Origin of the sequence: Bdellovibrio sp. HCB290 (assembly GCF_047305925.1) — a bacterium.
Classification (GTDB): domain Bacteria; phylum Bdellovibrionota; class Bdellovibrionia; order Bdellovibrionales; family Bdellovibrionaceae; genus Bdellovibrio.
Genome location: NZ_CP178620.1, coordinates 181304 through 196944 on the forward strand (window position 1 = coordinate 181304; position 15641 = coordinate 196944).

The following is a 15641-nucleotide window of genomic DNA, read 5'->3' on the forward strand; positions in this document are numbered from 1 at the left end:
ACACTCCGCCCCTGGTGGAGTAGTGCGTCAAGAAACACTCGCCGAAGGGCCTAAATATCAGTATTGACTCTGCTTTTCAATCTCCCTAGACTTGTAGACGAAATAGCACAATGAAATTTTCTTGAGAGAGATTCAGCATGAGTTTTTTTGACAAAGTACAAGACTATTTTTCCAATGATATCGCCATCGACCTGGGCACAGCCAACACTCTCGTTTACGTAAAGGGTCGTGGGATCATTCTTGATGAACCATCTGTTGTAGCAGTTCAGAAGAACTACCGCGGAATGCAAAATCGCGTTCTTGCAGTTGGTAAAGAAGCAAAACACATGCTGGGCAGAACACCAGGTTCTATCGTGGCAATTCGTCCGATCAAAGATGGTGTTATTGCTGACTTCGAAGTTACTCAATCCATGCTTAAATATTTCATCGGTAAATCTTTGGGCGAGAAAAAATCTTTCATCCGTCCACGTATCATCATCTGCGTTCCATACGGAATCACTCAGGTGGAAAAACGTGCGGTTAAAGAAGCTGCTCAATCAGCAGGTGCTCGTGAAGTTTACTTGATCGAAGAACCAATGGCAGCAGCTATCGGTGCAGGTCTTCCGATCACTGAACCATCCGGCAACATGGTTGTTGATATGGGCGGTGGCACTACCGGTGTCGCGGTTATCTCTTTGGGTGGTATCGTTTACTGTAAATCCATCAAAGTTGCGGGTGATAAGTTTGATGAAGCGATCATCAATTACGTACGCCGTCAGTTCAACTTGTTGATCGGTGAAAGAACTGCTGAACTAATCAAAATCCAAATCGGTAACGCTTATCCATTCGAAGATGAAAAAACGATGGAAATCAAAGGTCGTGACCTGGTTGCGGGTGCTCCGAAAACTATCGAGATCACAAGTTCTCAAGTTAACGATGCCTTGATGGATCCTTTGTCTGAAGTTGTGGATGCCGTTCGTACTGCTCTTGAAAAAACTCCGCCAGAGCTTGCTTCTGATATCGTAGATAACGGAATTGTTCTCACAGGTGGTGGTGCATTGCTTGCGAACCTGGACGTTCTACTAAGAGAACGTACTGGATTGCCAGTTTCTATCGCAGAAGATCCATTGAGCTGCGTAGTTATGGGCTCCGGCAAAGTTCTAGACCAATTGGACCTTCTCAGACAGCTGACAGTCGACTAACATAAGGGTCATTCTACTTATATTAGGAAGTACATGACCGAAGCCGACATTCAATCGATCGCCTTGTTTTTCTACTTTGCTTTACTAGATGACAGAAGGGCGATCGAAGCTTCGACACAAGCACTAGCCCTTTGTCGGGATAAAAAGAAAAGAAATCCAGAAATTTCAAATCCGGTTGCCTTGGTTGCGGCAACCAAGATCACTTGGGACAAATTCAAAGTTCGAGTCACGCGTGGTCGCCCGAATACGACGGTGGAATCCGGTTGGTTGATTCCCGAAGGTGTGGATTTGGGTCCTTGGCGTGAATTCCAAAAAACAGCTTCTGAAGACGAGCTTCTGACTGTGATCTGGTCAAAAATTCTTAAAATTGAAGACAATGATATTTCCGAAGGCCTTGGAATTACTCAAGGTACGATTCGCTATCGTTTGGGCCGGGCTTTACGCAAGCTGGGCACTATGACTCAAGGGATGGGTAAGCTAAAGCATGGCACAGCAAGAGGGTAAACTGTCTCTTTCTAAAAAAGGAAAAAGGGAGATGTCTCCCTTTATCGGCCACGAGCTGCTTTATGACTATTTGTCAGGTGTTCTGGATGAAGAACGCAAGCTGGCGGTCGAAGATCACGTGAAGTTTTCCCGCGATGCCCAGTTGGATCTTAATAAAATCCAAAACGGCGAAGTTTACGCAAAACAACTTTCCAGTACGATCGTTTCTCAACCAATTATCGAGCAAATCAATACACCGTCCACTTACCTGACAGTGCTGATGCAAAAATCAAACTTTGATCGCTGGCCTCAGGGATTAAAGTGGGGTCTTGAAGCATTGGTTGTTGTCGGTGTGATTGTGACGTTGTTGACCGTAGCCCCATGGCAGAAAGTTCTGCAAATTGGGATGAGTGGCGGTAGCAAAGAAGTGGTTCTGTCTGAAGTCAGCAAAACTGAAAAAGTGGCGCAGTACGAAGACAAACCTCAATTCGTGGATGAGGAACCTAAAACGGATAAGCCACTTCAGGTTCCTAAACCAATGCCTACAGCAGAAGTGAAGGCTTCTCCTGCGGCTTCGGTTGCGGCGGCGAAACCGTCAATGACGCCGGCGGCGACTGCTGCTGCAGTAGCAGTAGCTGCGAAAAAAGAAACCGAGAAAGACGACGAGTCAGCTTCGGCTGCTTCAGGCGGGTACCTGTATCGCGGCGAGATTGCATTGACCAATCTTTCAGTTGTAGGACCAAAAATCACCGAGAAGATCAAAGAGCTGGGCGGTCGTAAAGCTGGTTCCGTGGAGCTGGGCTGGCAGAAGTCACCAACCTCCACTTACTATCACTTCACACTACCCGAGGCAAAGTATCAGGATCTGACGACGTTTCTGGGTACCTACGGCAAAGTTAATTTAACGAAAGAAAAGCATCCGCGCGTAATGCCAGATGGAATTATCCGTCTGATTATCACCGTGGACGAAGATAAAAAGTGAAAACCTTAAGACGGAAACCAAAGAGATCATTACGTACGATTCTAATCGTGTGGTCTCTATTGTTTTCCGTCGTGCCATTGGCTTTCGTAACTTACTATTCGATGGTTAAATACGAAAAAGCCATCGATCACGAGCTGACTCAGCGCCTGACAGGGAATGCCCGTGAAGTTGAAAACATCATCAATGAATTTAGAACCACCTTGCAACAGCGTCGCGAAAGATACTTGCGTGACCCGAGTTTGACCTATCATCTTGCGATGGGGGATGGAAATACCGTTCGCAATGTTGCGAACACCTGGATTCGCGCGGATGACACTTCCAGTTTGACGTTTTTCAATCGTGAAGGCCGGATGCTGGCATCCGTATTCAAAGATGATAAAGGTGTTGTTCGGAATTTCATGCCGGGTAAAGAAGCGGTTTTTTTATCCGCCAAGTACATGGAAGAGGTCAAATCCAAGAATGATATCGGTGTTGCGGAATACAGTGAAGGTCGCAAGCTGAATCTTATTTTGATCTCCCAGGTGAAGAATAACAGCGGTCGTTTGATTGGTTACATCGAACAAGTTTTGGATTTGAATCAATCTTTTTTAAGCAAAATCAAAAACAGATTGAAGCTTGAACTGATTCTGATTCGCGATAACGGTGATCTGGTGGCGGCAAGTCACTCGGACTTTTACCTGTATAAAAAAGACTTTTTTAAGAATTATTTCCGCCCGGTCAAAGATGCATTCTTTGACTTAAATGTCCGTGGTAATCCCTATGGCTTTATCGTGTATCCGATGGACTGGGGCATTTCCAAATTTTATGTGGCATTGGGTGCTTCAAAAAGTGAATCCGCAGCAGTTCTTAGAAACGTGAATATCGCCTTTATGACGGTCGTTGGGGCGGTGGTGTTCCTGTTGATCATCACTATTCTTGTTACATCCAACTGGGTTTTGAAGCCACTGTACGACCTGGTCGGGGCACTACAGTCTTTCGAGTCACAGGAGCAAGCCGTAACAATTCCAGTAAAGAATGACACCGAGATAGGGCTTCTGACCGAAAGCTTCAATGAGATGAGTAAGAAAATCTGGACCGCCCGTTCAGATCTTCGCAAGAAAATTACAGAACTTGAAACTGCAAATCGCGAACTTAAAGACACGCAAACCAAACTGGTTCACTCGGCAAAAATGGTAAGTTTGGGTCAGCTGGTTGCAGGCGTTGCGCACGAGTTAAATAATCCGATAGGATTCATCTATTCGAACATGACTTACCTGCGCGATTACGGTGATAAGTTGATCAAGCTGGTTGATTCTGCAGAGAAAGATCCGTCAAGACTACCGGCTCTTAAAGACGAGTATGAATTTGACTACATAGTAAAAGATATGCCGAAGCTTATTTCGTCATGCCAGGATGGTGCGCGCCGAACACGTGACATTGTTTTAGGGTTGCGCAATTTTTCGCGTTTAGAAGAAGCCAAACTACAAGAAATTGATCTCCATCAAAGTTTGGATACGACACTGAACTTGCTTCAGGGTGAAATCAAAGGACGAATTGAAATTCATCGCCAGTATGAACCGACGCCGCATATCCATTGTTATGCCAGTCAGATTAACCAAGTCTTTATGAATATCCTTTCCAATGCTGTTCAAGCCATTGATGGCGCTGGTCACGTTTGGATATCCACAATGCCATTGAAAGACTACAAGCCAGTCAAAGACAGCAAATCCAAGTCGGGCTGGGTGCAAATCTCAATTCAAGACAGTGGCAAGGGCATGAATCCCGAGACCATCGATAAGATATTCGATCCATTCTTTACGACTAAAGGCGTGGGTCAGGGAACTGGTTTGGGTCTTAGTATTTCCTATGGAATCGTACAGAATCATGGTGGCGAAGTGCAGGTACGGTCTGAAGTAGGCGTCGGCACCGAGTTTATCGTGATTTTACCGGTCTATCCTCCAGTGCAGGAGAAAAGTTCCCAGGAATCCAGACAAATCTAAGGGTTGGCACCTTTAAAAGTCCGCTCTGTCAGCCGATATTTAAGTAGATGGCAGAGAATAAATCTCAGAATGATAACAGCAAACTTTTAGCCGTGCTTCTGTTTTTGGGGGCAGGGTTGCTTGTATTGTTATCGATGGGGACTGAAACCAAAAGCAAAAATGGATCAGGTGCTGTTGCCAAAACTCCCACGTTCGAAAAATCCGTGAATAAGCATCTGATGCTGACCAATGAACAGATGGAGTTTCAGCGTCGTCGCATGGAAATCGAAAACTCGGCCTCTGCAGATTTCAACAGAACCAAAGCACAAGCAACTTTTGATCCGCAGGATTCAGGCTTGGATCTTTCAAATGATTCCCGGTCTGCAGAAACGGCTGCATTGTTCGGTCGCGGAGACAAAGGGGAGGGGGTTCCTTCCAATCCCCATGATGTGATCCAAAAGGAACTTTTCAATGCGGAACAGGAAGCTGCCTACTCGGAAGCTTACAAGAAAGAGTACGCACGTCAGTTTGTGGAGAATGCCGCAAAGGGCGGATACAACGTGATTCTTGATGATCAATATCGCGTGCGCAAAGTCACTCCCATCAATCGCAAACCCGGTACCGTGGATATCTTTAATTCCGACGGTGGCGCAATCCAATAGTTTCGGCGTCATATCGTACGTGAAGACTTTTTAAGAATCTTAAAAAATCCATGATCAGCCATGCTGTAGTAACTATGGCTGCTGAAAATAATGTGATCAATCAGAGGAATTTGAATCAGTTTTCCGCAGTTATACATTCGTCGTGTAATTGCCAAATCCTGAGTCGACGGTTCTATACTGGAACTGGGATGATTGTGGGCCATCATAAAAGAAGTCGCATTTGTTGTTACCAGAAATCGAATAATGTCCCTGGGATGAACAGGGCAATGATCTGCAGTGCCGCGGAAAATCATCTTTGTGGAAATTAATTGTAGCTGGGGATTTAATGCAATGATCCACAGTTCCTCAGAGAAGGGATTGACGTTGGGCTTTAGAACTTCAAAGGCTTCGGAGCTGCAAGTAATTTCAGTCATGCGTCGAAGGGTATGCAAAAGCCAAGCTATCCTTAGTCAGAACTTGGCGTACAGCGACGAACGAAAATTGGACGCCGTTCGTGGGGCATACGGGCAGGACTTGCACGTGGCAATGGCTCGGCATAGACTTGTTCTGGAATAAAAGGGGTATTTTATGTTCAGGAATTTCCTAGTTACTGCAATGGCAGTTTCAATGTTGGCACTTACAAGCTGCGGTCCAAAAGCTTTCACTAAAGGTGATTATGACGATGTTGGCAGAGAAAATCTGTTGAACGATCAATGGTCCGAAACTGACATGCAAAAAGCTGTGCACGATCTTGTGACAAGCGCATTGCAATCTCCAGCGATCACTCAAGCTAAAAGAATGCCAGTGGTTATGGTGACAGGTTTGCAAAACAAAACCAGCGAACACATCGACACTCAAAGCATCATGGACATGATCCGTGTTGAATTGATGAAAACCGGCAAAGTGGCATTCATCGATAAAGAAGCACGTGGCGATATTGCAGACGAATACAACTATCAAAACTCCGGCATGACCAGCGCGGAATCAAAAAAAGGTCCGGGCGGACAAGTTGGTGCAGATTTCATCATCAACGGTCGTTTGGATTCCATCGTTCAGGAAGTTGGTAAAGACAAGTCTGTATACTACAAACTGACTTTGAATTTGACGAACTTGAAAACAAGCATGATCACTTGGTCTGATCAAAAACAAATCCGTAAAGTATTTAAGAAAAAATCAATCGGACTGTAATGAATATTCACTCCAAAAGACTCACAGGATTTGTGGGTCTTTTTTTTATTCTATCGCTTTCGGGATGCGCCACTTACCAGGGTAAAGTGGATAAAGCGCGTACGTATCTTGTTACTCGCGATTTCGAAAAAGCACTCAAAGAACTTGAACCGCTTGCTAACAAAGAGGACGGTGATCAGCTGGTTTACCTGCTGGATTACGGGGTGGCTTTACAGGTTTCCGGAAACATTCCTGAAAGTAACACGGTTCTTCTGCGTGCGGATCGACTCTCTGAACAGGTTGATTATCAGTCGGTTTCCCGTGTGGCGGGTTCGCTGGCCTTGAACGAAGAGATGGTTCAGTACAAGGGCGATACGTTTGAAAAGATTTTCATCAACGCCTATCTGGCTATGAACTTTTTAGAAATCGGCAAGCTGGATGATGCGTTGGTTGAAGCCCGTCGAATCAATGAAAAATATCAAAAGTACCGTCAGGAAGAAAAACAGAAATTCGAGCTCAATCCATTCAGTAAGTATCTTTCGGCGTTGATCTGGGAAGCCGACCGGGAATACGACGATGCTTATATCGCCTATCAAGAAGCTTACAAATTAGATCCCGGAATTCCCAATATCGGAGTGGATTTAATTCGTTCTGCAAAACTTGCAAGACGTCCCGATGCTTATAAAGAATGGAAAAAGAAGTTTTCCGACGTAAAAGAAAACCCGGATTGGTACAATAAATCCATGGGTGAGTTGGTTATTCTTTATCAGCAAGGTTGGGGTCCGCGAAAATATGCGGCTCAGAATGAATATCGATTGCCTGCTTTGTATCCGACACCAAGTGAAACAAAAACCACACGCCTGACTATTGATGGACAGGGGATTTATGTAAGTAATCCATTGTACGATGTACAAGCGGCAGCCATAAAAACTCTGCAAGAGGATTATGGAATTCTGGTTGCGAAACGAATGGCGGGATTGGCAACAAAAGCAGTTCTGGCAGATCAAGTCCGACAACAGAATCAGCTTTTGGGTGATCTGACTTTTTTGGCTATGAATCTGGCAGATCGCGCGGATCTTCGTCAGTGGTCGACTTTGCCGCAAACAATTCAAATGATCCGGGTTCCCTTAAAGCCCGGAGAATACAAATTCAATCTTGAAGGTTTGAATATCGCCGGAAATCCAACAGGCGAATCATTGATCAATCAGAAATTCACGATTGAAGCAGGCAAAAAGAAGTTCGTAGTCTGGCGCTCAGTAAAATAAGCAACGGCCAGGGCAAAAAAAAGGCCCAGCCGGAGCTGAGCCTCTTTACACTAATTCTGTTGAAACAGAATTAGTTGTTCAAACCAAGTGAAGAACCCGGAAGATTCGGAGTTTCTTCGTCTTGTTGAAGACCTGGAAGAACTGTCGCTTTTTCAGCAGCTACTTTAGCAGTAGTGTCTGTGTTGTAGCGAGTTGCAGCAGTAGCAACGCGGTTTTCCAAGTTTTGTTTCATTTCCGCAGACGCATTTTCAACAACTGTGTTTACTTGTTGTTTAGTCATGTAATCCTGAGGGAATGCACCAAGTTTCGCAAGGTAGCCAGAAATGCTGCCGTTGCCATTTTGGATGATTTCACGAAGTGTGAAAAGAGGAGCATATTGAGATGCTTTCTTCTCAGCTTCAAAGATGATCTGAGTCAAAGTTGCAGCAGTGATATCGTTTTTTGATTTATTATCGATAACCATTACTTCTTCGTTTGTACGAATCATTTTAGCGATGTCGTCCAAAGTCACGTAGCAGCTTTGTTGTGTGTCATAAAGTTTGCGATTCTGATAACGCTTGATGATTTTAACTTTAGAGTTTGGCTTAGATGTCATTGTTTCGTTTTGGTTGATCAAAAGTGCCTCCCAATTTGAAATTTACCCAAAATATCCAATGAGATATGTGCTAAAGTATTCAGCACGTCCCCCTGTCGATGGGCGCAACCTATCCCCGGTGCCATGCCTTGTCAAGCGGTCCTCAGATCAAAAGAAAAGACTCTAGGCGTTAAATATGACCTATTTGAGAAAGGAAGCCAGTTTAAACCCTTGTTTGTTTTTTGCACTTATTTCTAAGACCTTTGTCTAAAGTTTTCTTCTGAAGCCTCCGAAACGTAATTAGGGTCGATCACGTTGCGGGTGGTAATTTAATGAAACATGATAAAAAACAAGAGTTTAAGTCATCAGGAGTTTTGACTTTGCTGGGTCTGGTCGGCTTCTCCGCGACCATCATTGCCTCCCCCTGGAACCAATCCACCCAAGACGTTCAGACTAAAGCCGCCCTGCAGAAAGCAGAGGTGGTAGGTTACCAAGTTGTACAAATTTACCGCGAAGCGACAAAGGTTTCTTCGGCGCCGAAAGTGTCTTCAGGAGGCCGTTTGCCGGCCTCTGTGGCCCCAGTTTCTGACTCATTGGACAGCCTTCGTGAGACCGGAACGATGGGAACCGACCCATGGGGTCAGCCGTACCACTATCGGGTTCTGCCAAATGCAGAGCGCAGCTCCAATATCCGTATCGTTGTTTGGTCATCTGGCCCAAATTCTAAAGTGGAAAGTAAAGAACTCGAAAATGAAGATCAGAAGATTGTCGGTCAACCCAGCTTCGGTGGGGATGATGTCGGCGTGGTCTTGAGTATGTCTCAAAATTAGACTTTGCCACCCTGTCCAAGGGTCAAGTTATTGGCCCCTTTCATCAAGGTTTTTCCATATAGCTCCGAACAGCCTAGTGACCAAGGAGATCTCATGCTTCTTATTACTAGGACCGGAACATTCGCAGCGCTGCTTCTTTCGCTTACTGCCTGCGCCACGTTCACGTCACAAGATTCCGACAAAGCAACTTATTACGAAGCGTCCTTTAACGATCGCAATAGAGCGCCGGCATCATTAACTCCACCTCCGATTACTTCAAAAGATGGTCAGACCTCACTGGATCCACTCTATATGCGCACACAAGCGGATTACTATTTCGCTATGGGTGAAGCATATGCATTGGATGGTAATGCCAACAAAGCTATCGAGTCATTCAAGATGACTCTTGTTTACGATCAGAATTCTCCAACAGTGAATATGCGCTTGGCAGCGGAATACCTTAAGCTGGGTATGATCTCTGAATCTTTGGCTCAGGCCGAGGAAGCAACAACAAAGGATCCAAAGAATATTGAATCTCACTTGCTGTTGGGTGGTTTGTATTCATCCATGAAGCTTTATCCGAAAGCGATGGAGCAGTATCAACTGGTGATGAAGCTTTCTCCGACGAACACGGAAGCTCCATTGTACATTGGTGCTTTGTACTCAGAGCAAAAGCAATCCGACAAAGCCGTAAAGTACTTTGAGTCTTTGCTGAAAAATCCTGACTATGTCACTCCATATCTTGCGCACTACTATATTGGCCGTGTGCGTATGGAACAACCCGAAGCTAAATATCAAAAATCCGCGGAGCAGTCTTTCAAAACCGCTTTGAAGATCAAGCCGGATTTCGCTGACGGTGTGTTGACTCTGGGTATGCTTTACTCAAAACAAAAGCAGGACGAAAAAGCCCTGACGTTGTATCGCAATTTCCAAAAAGAAAATACTCCAAGCCCGAAAATCGCAGACGTACTTGCGCAAACATACATCGAGCAGGGTCGTTACGATCTGGCTTACGATCAGCTTGAAGTGCTTGAGCAGAATTCAGACGAGCCATTGAATATCAAAATGAAGATGGCACTGATCCTGATCGAGCAAAAACGCTATGAAGTGGCAGTTGATAAGTTAGAGCAGATTCTGAAAGAAGCTCCAGAGTCAGACAAGATCCGTTTTTACCTTGCGGCAGTTTACGAAGAAACACGCCAGGCAGAAAAAGCAGTTCGCGAATTCAAAAAGATCCCGGCATCCAGCACTTACTATGGTGAGTCTGTGGTTCACGCGGCCTACCTTCTTAAAGGTTTGGGCCGTTTGAATGAAGCCATCGAAATGGTTTCTACAGGTTTGAAAGAGCGTGCGGATCAACCACAGGTTTATGCAATGTATGCATCCTTGTTGGATGAAAAGAACGATTTCAAATCAGCAGCGAAAGTTTTGGAACAAGGTCTTGCGAAGTTCCCAGAGAATGCTCAGCTAAGATTTTACTTCGGAACTATCAACGATCGCATGGGTAACAAAGACATCGTGGTTTCGGAAATGCTAAAGGTTCTGGAGCTTGATCCAAACCATGTTCAAGGCATGAATTACCTGGCATTTACGTGGGCTGAAATGAACAAGAATCTGGATGAGGCTGAAAAGCTGGCACGTCGTGCGACAGAGCTTGAGCCTAAAGATGGTTATGTCCTGGATACATTGGGTTGGATTTTGTACAAACAAAACAAAGTCACTGAATCAATCAAGTTCCTGGAGGCCGCTCACAAATTCCAAGGGACTGTGAGCATTATTGCGGAACACTTGGGTGACGCTTACTACAGACAATCCATGATTGATAAAGCTAAAAAAATGTATCGCAAAGCTGCGGATCTTGAAACTGACAAGCAAAAGGTTCAGGAAATTCGCGCTAAGATCACTGCAATTGAAAGACAAGAATTAGGTTCTCCAAGATTGCCAGCATCAACCAATACGACACCCGTGGCGGCGGACAACTCGGCAAAATAATTCCTTGGTCGGAACAATGGAGAATCTTAGGCCCGCTTCGGTGGGCTTTTTTATTTCTTGTCGAAGGCCTTTTTGTTTTTCAGCTCTATATATAGATAGAAACAGGTAAAGAACATCAGCGGCAACGCCAGAACCAGCCCGTAACCGCGCAGATAAGTGGCTATCACCAGAGCCAAAGCGACAGTCATTGTCGCGATCAGATAGGTTCCCAGATTTCTGACAGAACTTAGCGCTGTGCGATCCAAAGCTTTTGCGATGCCCTGATGGGTTTCCAGTTGCAGATTTAAGCCATGACTTAAAATGAAGTAAAAGAAAACTCCCAGTGACATTAGGCCGAATCCCGCGGGTAGAGATTGAATCAAGGGCTGTGGGCTATGGATGATTCCAAAAGCCGAACCCATCAGAATACCTGTGGGCATTAAAATAACAGCCGTGATCAACCAGGAGACCCAATCTTTTTGCAGGTGAGTGAAATCGCGCTGCCAGCGTCCTTTTTGTAATCGCAGGTTTGCCAACTCTTGAAAAATCAAAAGTCCCACAGCGATCAAAAGGGCGCCGATCACGGGAACGATTTGTGAAAAGAAAGTAAATAGAGTGGCAAGGACACCTAATAATAGACTGTCCTTCCAGTTTTGACGAAACATGATCAAAGCTTGTTTAACTGAATGCATTTCCCTATGCTAAGGGAATGAAAATTCTTTGGCGACAATTAATATCATTGATGCAGGGTCTTTCAATTTTTCTTGCGGTACTGCTACTGAATGCCTGTGCCAGTAAACCTATCGTGGAAGGTCCTCTGCAAAAAGCCGAATGGCAAACCAAGGCTCTGATTCGCGACATGAAGGCAAATAAAAGTCAGTCCGTATCTATTGATATGCTGGCAATTAAGAATCAGAAGGTTCGAATGGATGTTTCTGCCTTGATGGGATTTCAGGTCGCATCTTTGGTTATGTCTCCCAAAGAAATTGCTTATGCCATCTATCCCCGAAAAGAATTCTATTATGGAAAGAACTCTGAAAAATCCATTGAACGTATAATCGGTTTGAGTTTGCACCCAATGAATCTGGCTAATATCGCATTCGATGAACCTGTACGTGGCCCTGGCTGGGTTTGCGAGCAGGATATCTCCAAATTAGTAAAGAGTTGTGAAAACCAACAACGTTCTATTCGAGTTGATTGGAAAGATCGAACCGAAGGACAGAAGAAGGTTGTAATTACGGCTCCGCAATTCGAGATGCAGTGGCTTTTTAAAGCTCCCCAGACCGAAGTCCAGTTTAAATCCGAGACATTCACTCTGAAACAACCCGATGGTTTCAAGGCAATACAATTAAATTAAAAAACTCGTTAACCGTCTAGTATTGAGGCATAATCTAAGGAAGGTAGGTGTGTCACAAGTCACCGGGGAGAGTATTATGTCCTCTAAGATTGACCTTCACTCGCTGATCAGCAACTGGCAGAATTCCAGCGTCAATGCTAAAGAACACTGGAGCGGTACTTTCTCTGAGTACTTAGATCTCGTCAAAGCTAATCCAAAAATCACTCGAAATGCTTATCAACGCATGTATGACATGATCGTTGAGGAGGGCACAGAAACGTATCTCGATTTCAAAAAAGAAGTCGTCAGATATAAGTTTTTTAGTGATCAATTCAATAATGGCAAAGACGCAGTCTTCGGGCTGGATGTGCAGTTAATGAAGTTGGTAAACGTTTTGAAATCAGCATCTTTGGGCTACGGCACAGAGAAACGTGTAATTCTTCTGCACGGCCCGGTGGGAAGTGCGAAATCCACAATTTGTCGCATGCTAAAAAAAGGTCTTGAGCGCTATTCGCACCAACCCCAGGGTGCTTTGTACACTTTCGAATGGATTGATGAAAAGAACGAACTGAAGGGCTTGTTGGGTAAAGACGTTAAAGTTTTCCATTCTCCGATGAATGAAGAACCTTTGTTGCTGATCCCAGAGGAAATGCGTTCTTCCCTTTATGATCAAATCAATAAAGGTCAGGAAGGTTCCTTCCGCGTTCACGTGGATGGTGAGCTTTCTCCGCCTTCTCGTTTTATCTTTAAACACTTGATGGAGCATTATGATGGCGACTTGATGAGCGTGCTAAAACACGTTCGTGTAAAACGCCTTTTCGTATCTGAAGCGGATCGTATCGGTATTGGTACTTTCCAGCCGAAAGACGAAAAGAATCAGGACTCCACAGAGCTTACCGGTGATATCAATTACCGTAAGATCGCAGAATACGGTTCGGATTCGGATCCTCGTGCCTTTAACTTTGACGGGGAGTTCAACGTTGCCAATCGCGGGATGATTGAATTCGTCGAGGTCTTGAAGCTTGACGTAGCCTTCTTGTATGACCTTTTGGGCGCTTCCCAAGAGCATAGAGTTAAGCCGAAGAAATTCGCGCAAACTCATATCGATGAAGTGATCATCGGACACACGAATGAGCCAGAGTACCGTCGTTTGCAAGACAACGAATTCATGGAAGCCCTTCGTGACCGTACTGTGAAGATTGATATCCCCTATATCACTCGCTGGAAAGATGAAATCAACATATATAAGCGTGATTTCAACTCGCAAAAGGTGCGCGGTATTTCCATAGCGCCTCATACGGTTGAAATGGCAGCGATGTGGGCGATCCTCACTCGTTTGGAAAAACCTAAGAAGGCAAACCTGACACGTTTGCAAAAACTGAAACTGTATAATGGTAAAACGCTTCCGAATTATACTGAAGACAACGTGCGCGAGCTTCGTAAGGAAACTCAGCGTGAAGGTCTGGAAGGTATTTCGGCTCGTTATATCCAGGACAAGCTTTCCAATGCGCTGGTAAATGCGCAGCAATCAAATAAAGGTTCTGTGAATCCGTTCATGGTCTTTAAAGAATTGGAATCAGGCCTTAAGAGTCACTCGCTTCTTTCAAACGAAGAGCTGAAAGCTGAATACAAGGAGCTTTTGGGTGTCGTGATGCAGGAATACGAAGAGATTATTAAGGCGGAAGTTCAACGTGCGATCAGCGCCGATGAAAGCGCGATGGCCAGATTGTGCTCGAACTATATTGATAACGTAAAAGCCTATACTCAAAAGGAACGCGTTCGTAACCAGTTCACTGGAAATGACGAAGAGCCGGATGAGCGTTTGATGAGATCGATCGAAGATAAAATCGAAATACCAGAATCCCGTAAAGATGATTTCCGTCGTGAGATCATGAACTACATCGGGGCTTTGGCACTTGAAGGCAAGAAATTTAACTTCAAGATGAACGAACGCTTGCACAAGGCGATTGAGCTGAAACTTTTTGAAGATCAAAAAGACTCGATCAAGCTTACAACTCTTGTCAGCAACGCTGTTGATAAAGATACGCAAGAAAAGATTGATATCGTTAAAACACGTCTTATTAAAGACTTCGGATACGATGAAATCTCTGCGACGGATGTTCTGCATTACGTGGCAAGTATCTTCGCCCGAGGCGATGTGAAAAGTAGATAACAATGGCAATACGGGAAGATCAAAACCGATTTAAAGATATCGTAAAGGGGAAGGTCAAAGAAGACCTTCGCAAGTACGTATCTAATGGTGAAATGATTGGGAAGCGGGAAGACGAATACGTCAAAATCCCACTTCCACGTATTGATATTCCGAATTTCCGTTACGGTCCCAAACAATCCGGCGGTGTTGGCCAAGGTGAAGGTCAACCCGGTCAGGATGTTGGTGACCCAGGTGAAGGTGGCCAAGGTCAAGCCGGTGAAGCGCCTGGCGAGCACATGGTCGAAGTTGAGCTTTCGATGGAAGAGCTTGCCGAGATCCTGGGTGAAAAGCTGCAGCTTCCGCGCATTGAGCCCAAAGGTCACAAAAATATCGATTCCTTAAAAACGAAATTCACAGGTATCGCTCCGGTGGGACCTGAAGGACTTCGTCATTTCAAATCCTCTTATAAAAGCGCACTGAAACGTCAGATCGGTTCCGGTACCTACAATGCCGAAGAGCCGCTGGTGCTGCCGATTCGCCGGGATATGAAATACAAATCCTTTAAAAAGGTGAATCAGCCCCAAACTCAGGCCGTGATCATTTATATGATGGACGTGTCGGGTTCGATGGGAGAGGAACAAAAAGAGATCGTCAGACTTGAAAGCTTCTGGATCAATACCTGGCTTAAGAAACATTATAAGGGCCTTGAGACTCGTTTCATTATCCATGATGCCGCTGCGAAAGAAGTCGACGAGGATACTTTCTTTAGAACCAGCGAATCGGGCGGTACCTTGATCAGTTCTGCCTACAAGCTTTGCCAGGAAATCATTCAAGCTGATTATCCAAGTAACGAATGGAATATTTATCCCTTCCACTTCAGTGACGGAGACAACTGGAGTGGCGAGGACACGCGTCTTTGTGTGAAGATGCTGCAGGAATTCTTCCTGCCTAACTGTAATGTCTTTGGCTATGGCCAGGTCGAAAGTAAATACGGCAGTGGTCAGTTTTTAAAAGACTTACAAAAGGAATTCGGCGAGGACGAACGAATCACTCTCAGCCAAATCGAAAGCAGAGACAAGATTCTTGATTCCATCAAAGACTTCCTCGGAAAAGGCCGCTAAT

General features: G+C 44.9%; 15 protein-coding genes. 12 read left to right on the forward strand and 3 right to left on the reverse strand.

Going from position 1 to position 15641, the window contains the following annotated elements:
* Nucleotides 1-137: 137 nt before the first annotated feature.
* From ACLVWU_RS00930 to ACLVWU_RS00950, 5 genes are read left to right on the forward strand one after another with little or no spacing between them, the layout of a single operon-like run.
* Entirely contained in the window at nt 138-1181 is a 1044-nt protein-coding gene (locus ACLVWU_RS00930; RefSeq protein ID WP_413576585.1) for a rod shape-determining protein, read from the forward strand.
* 33 nt (nt 1182-1214) lie between these two features.
* Nucleotides 1215-1685, forward strand: a complete 471-nt coding sequence (locus ACLVWU_RS00935) for a hypothetical protein (RefSeq protein WP_413576586.1) — start codon at nt 1215-1217, stop codon at nt 1683-1685.
* A gap of 31 nt (nt 1686-1716) precedes the next feature.
* A complete protein-coding gene (locus tag ACLVWU_RS00940; RefSeq protein ID WP_413576587.1) occupies nt 1717-2646 on the forward strand; it encodes a zf-HC2 domain-containing protein in 930 nt (309 codons plus the stop codon).
* A gap of 47 nt (nt 2647-2693) precedes the next feature.
* Nucleotides 2694-4625 (forward strand): ATP-binding protein, encoded by a 1932-nt coding sequence (locus ACLVWU_RS00945; RefSeq protein WP_413576588.1) that lies wholly within the window; start codon nt 2694-2696, stop codon nt 4623-4625.
* Nucleotides 4626-4672: 47 nt separating this feature from the next.
* A complete protein-coding gene (locus ACLVWU_RS00950) occupies nt 4673-5266 on the forward strand; it encodes a hypothetical protein (protein WP_413576589.1) in 594 nt (197 codons plus the stop codon).
* Between the two features lie 8 nt (nt 5267-5274).
* Here the strand turns inward: ACLVWU_RS00950 and ACLVWU_RS00955 are convergent, their stop codons facing one another.
* Nucleotides 5275-5679, reverse strand: coding sequence for a JAB domain-containing protein (locus ACLVWU_RS00955; protein ID WP_413576590.1), 405 nt, complete (start codon nt 5677-5679; stop codon nt 5275-5277).
* A gap of 154 nt (nt 5680-5833) precedes the next feature.
* On the opposite strand from ACLVWU_RS00955, the gene lpoB reads away from it, so the two are divergent.
* Entirely contained in the window at nt 5834-6433 is a 600-nt protein-coding gene (gene lpoB, locus ACLVWU_RS00960; protein ID WP_413576591.1) for a penicillin-binding protein activator LpoB, read from the forward strand.
* A 32-nt stretch (nt 6434-6465) separates the two neighbouring features.
* Complete coding sequence (locus ACLVWU_RS00965) at nt 6466-7677, forward strand: COG3014 family protein (protein WP_413576592.1); 1212 nt, start codon at nt 6466-6468, stop codon at nt 7675-7677.
* A gap of 70 nt (nt 7678-7747) precedes the next feature.
* On the opposite strand, the gene ACLVWU_RS00970 is transcribed toward ACLVWU_RS00965, so the two are convergent.
* On the reverse strand, nt 7748-8293 hold the full coding sequence (locus ACLVWU_RS00970) for a polyhydroxyalkanoate synthesis regulator DNA-binding domain-containing protein (protein WP_088617236.1): 546 nt from the start codon (nt 8291-8293) through the stop codon (nt 7748-7750).
* A gap of 290 nt (nt 8294-8583) precedes the next feature.
* On the opposite strand from ACLVWU_RS00970, the gene ACLVWU_RS00975 reads away from it, so the two are divergent.
* The gene (locus ACLVWU_RS00975; protein WP_413576593.1) at nt 8584-9081 is read left to right on the forward strand and encodes a hypothetical protein; all 498 of its coding nucleotides are present in this window, start codon (nt 8584-8586) and stop codon (nt 9079-9081) included.
* A gap of 93 nt (nt 9082-9174) precedes the next feature.
* Nucleotides 9175-11052, forward strand: a complete 1878-nt coding sequence (locus ACLVWU_RS00980) for a tetratricopeptide repeat protein (RefSeq protein ID WP_413576594.1) — start codon at nt 9175-9177, stop codon at nt 11050-11052.
* Nucleotides 11053-11102: 50 nt separating this feature from the next.
* On the opposite strand, the gene ACLVWU_RS00985 is transcribed toward ACLVWU_RS00980, so the two are convergent.
* Entirely contained in the window at nt 11103-11723 is a 621-nt protein-coding gene (locus ACLVWU_RS00985) for a hypothetical protein (protein ID WP_413576595.1), read from the reverse strand.
* 17 nt (nt 11724-11740) lie between these two features.
* Between ACLVWU_RS00985 and ACLVWU_RS00990 the strand changes: the two genes are divergently transcribed.
* The 3 genes from ACLVWU_RS00990 to ACLVWU_RS01000 all read left to right on the forward strand — a co-directional run bounded on the left by ACLVWU_RS00990 (nt 11741) and on the right by ACLVWU_RS01000 (nt 15640).
* Nucleotides 11741-12388 (forward strand): hypothetical protein, encoded by a 648-nt coding sequence (locus ACLVWU_RS00990; protein ID WP_413576596.1) that lies wholly within the window; start codon nt 11741-11743, stop codon nt 12386-12388.
* A 76-nt stretch (nt 12389-12464) separates the two neighbouring features.
* Entirely contained in the window at nt 12465-14540 is a 2076-nt protein-coding gene (locus ACLVWU_RS00995) for a PrkA family serine protein kinase (RefSeq protein ID WP_413576597.1), read from the forward strand.
* Nucleotides 14537-15640, forward strand: a complete 1104-nt coding sequence (locus ACLVWU_RS01000; protein WP_413578758.1) for a DUF444 family protein — start codon at nt 14537-14539, stop codon at nt 15638-15640. Before ACLVWU_RS00995 ends, ACLVWU_RS01000 begins: the two co-directional genes overlap by 4 nt.
* The last annotated feature ends 1 nt before the right edge of the window (nt 15641 follow it).

Excerpts from the sequence above, each read along its gene's own strand:
- ACLVWU_RS00930 (WP_413576585.1), top strand. The coding sequence starts at position 138 with ATGAGTTTTTTTGACAAAGTACAAGACTATTTTTCCAATGATATCGCC.
- ACLVWU_RS00935 (WP_413576586.1), top strand. The coding sequence starts at position 1,215 with ATGACCGAAGCCGACATTCAATCGATCGCCTTGTTTTTCTACTTTGCT.
- ACLVWU_RS00940 (WP_413576587.1), top strand. The coding sequence starts at position 1,717 with ATGTCTCCCTTTATCGGCCACGAGCTGCTTTATGACTATTTGTCAGGT.
- ACLVWU_RS00950 (WP_413576589.1), top strand. The coding sequence starts at position 4,673 with ATGGCAGAGAATAAATCTCAGAATGATAACAGCAAACTTTTAGCCGTG.
- ACLVWU_RS00955 (WP_413576590.1), bottom strand. The coding sequence starts at position 5,679 with ATGACTGAAATTACTTGCAGCTCCGAAGCCTTTGAAGTTCTAAAGCCC.
- lpoB (WP_413576591.1), top strand. The coding sequence starts at position 5,834 with ATGTTCAGGAATTTCCTAGTTACTGCAATGGCAGTTTCAATGTTGGCA.
- ACLVWU_RS00975 (WP_413576593.1), top strand. The coding sequence starts at position 8,584 with ATGAAACATGATAAAAAACAAGAGTTTAAGTCATCAGGAGTTTTGACT.
- ACLVWU_RS00980 (WP_413576594.1), top strand. The coding sequence starts at position 9,175 with ATGCTTCTTATTACTAGGACCGGAACATTCGCAGCGCTGCTTCTTTCG.
- ACLVWU_RS00985 (WP_413576595.1), bottom strand. The coding sequence starts at position 11,723 with ATGCATTCAGTTAAACAAGCTTTGATCATGTTTCGTCAAAACTGGAAG.
- ACLVWU_RS00990 (WP_413576596.1), top strand. The coding sequence starts at position 11,741 with ATGAAAATTCTTTGGCGACAATTAATATCATTGATGCAGGGTCTTTCA.
- ACLVWU_RS00995 (WP_413576597.1), top strand. The coding sequence starts at position 12,465 with ATGTCCTCTAAGATTGACCTTCACTCGCTGATCAGCAACTGGCAGAAT.